General features: G+C 53.5%; 1 pseudogene. It reads left to right on the top strand.

Annotated elements, in window-relative coordinates:
• Window positions 1-327, top strand: a pseudogene (locus EOS_RS42910) (hypothetical protein); the annotation flags it as partial.

Here is a 327-nt window from a genome sequence, read left to right on the forward strand (position 1 = left end):
AAGAAGGATTCTTCACCCAGTTAGCCACCGATGAGCTGGCAAAGGGGATAAACGAAGAGGTGGTGCGCGCAATTTCGGCGAAGCGTAATGAGCCGGAGTGGATGCTGGAGTTTCGTCTAAACGCCTATCGCGCATGGCTGGAGATGGAAGAACCGCACTGGTTGAAAGCGCACTACGACAAGCTGAATTATCAGGATTACAGCTACTACTCAGCACCATCGTGCGGTAATAGTGACGACACTTGCGCGTCTGAACCTGGCGCGGTGCAGCAAACTGGCGCGAACGCCTTTTTAAGTAAAGAGGTGGAGGCGGCGTTTGAGCAGTTGG

The sequence above is a fragment of the Caballeronia mineralivorans PML1(12) genome (assembly GCF_001028175.1).
Lineage (GTDB): Bacteria > Pseudomonadota > Gammaproteobacteria > Burkholderiales > Burkholderiaceae > Caballeronia > Caballeronia mineralivorans.